The organism is Psychrobacter sp. CAL346-MNA-CIBAN-0220 (genome assembly GCF_040309805.1).
In the GTDB taxonomy this organism is placed as follows: Bacteria; Pseudomonadota; Gammaproteobacteria; order Pseudomonadales; family Moraxellaceae; genus Psychrobacter.
This window is the reverse complement of the sequence record NZ_JBEOPF010000190.1, coordinates 1-278: the sequence shown is the minus strand read 5'-3', so window position 1 is coordinate 278 and position 278 is coordinate 1. Positions and strand designations below refer to the sequence as shown.

The 278-nt window shown below is 39.9% G+C and carries 1 pseudogene; it reads left to right on the top strand.

Annotation, left to right across the window (positions count from 1 at the left end):
* Positions 1 to 58: 58 nt before the first annotated feature.
* A pseudogene (locus tag AAEY88_RS13270) lies at positions 59 to 278 on the top strand (hypothetical protein); the annotation flags it as partial.

Below are 278 nucleotides of genomic sequence, written 5' to 3'. Positions count from 1 at the left end.
AAATACACGTGTGTGACGACTCAGCCTCTCAAATAAGCCCAAAAAGGTAATGTGAACCATGACAACAGCAATAGAGTATTATTTTACGAGTCTTTCTCCTTATGCCTATTTAGGCCATAACACCTTTATCTCGTTGGCTGAACAGCACAAAGCTGCTATCAACTATAAGCCGATTAAACTGGCAAAATTATTTGCAGTATTAGGTGTGTTACCAGTAAAACAACGCCTGCAAGCTCGACAAGACTATCGCTTAATTGAGTTAGCTCGTTGGTCAACAA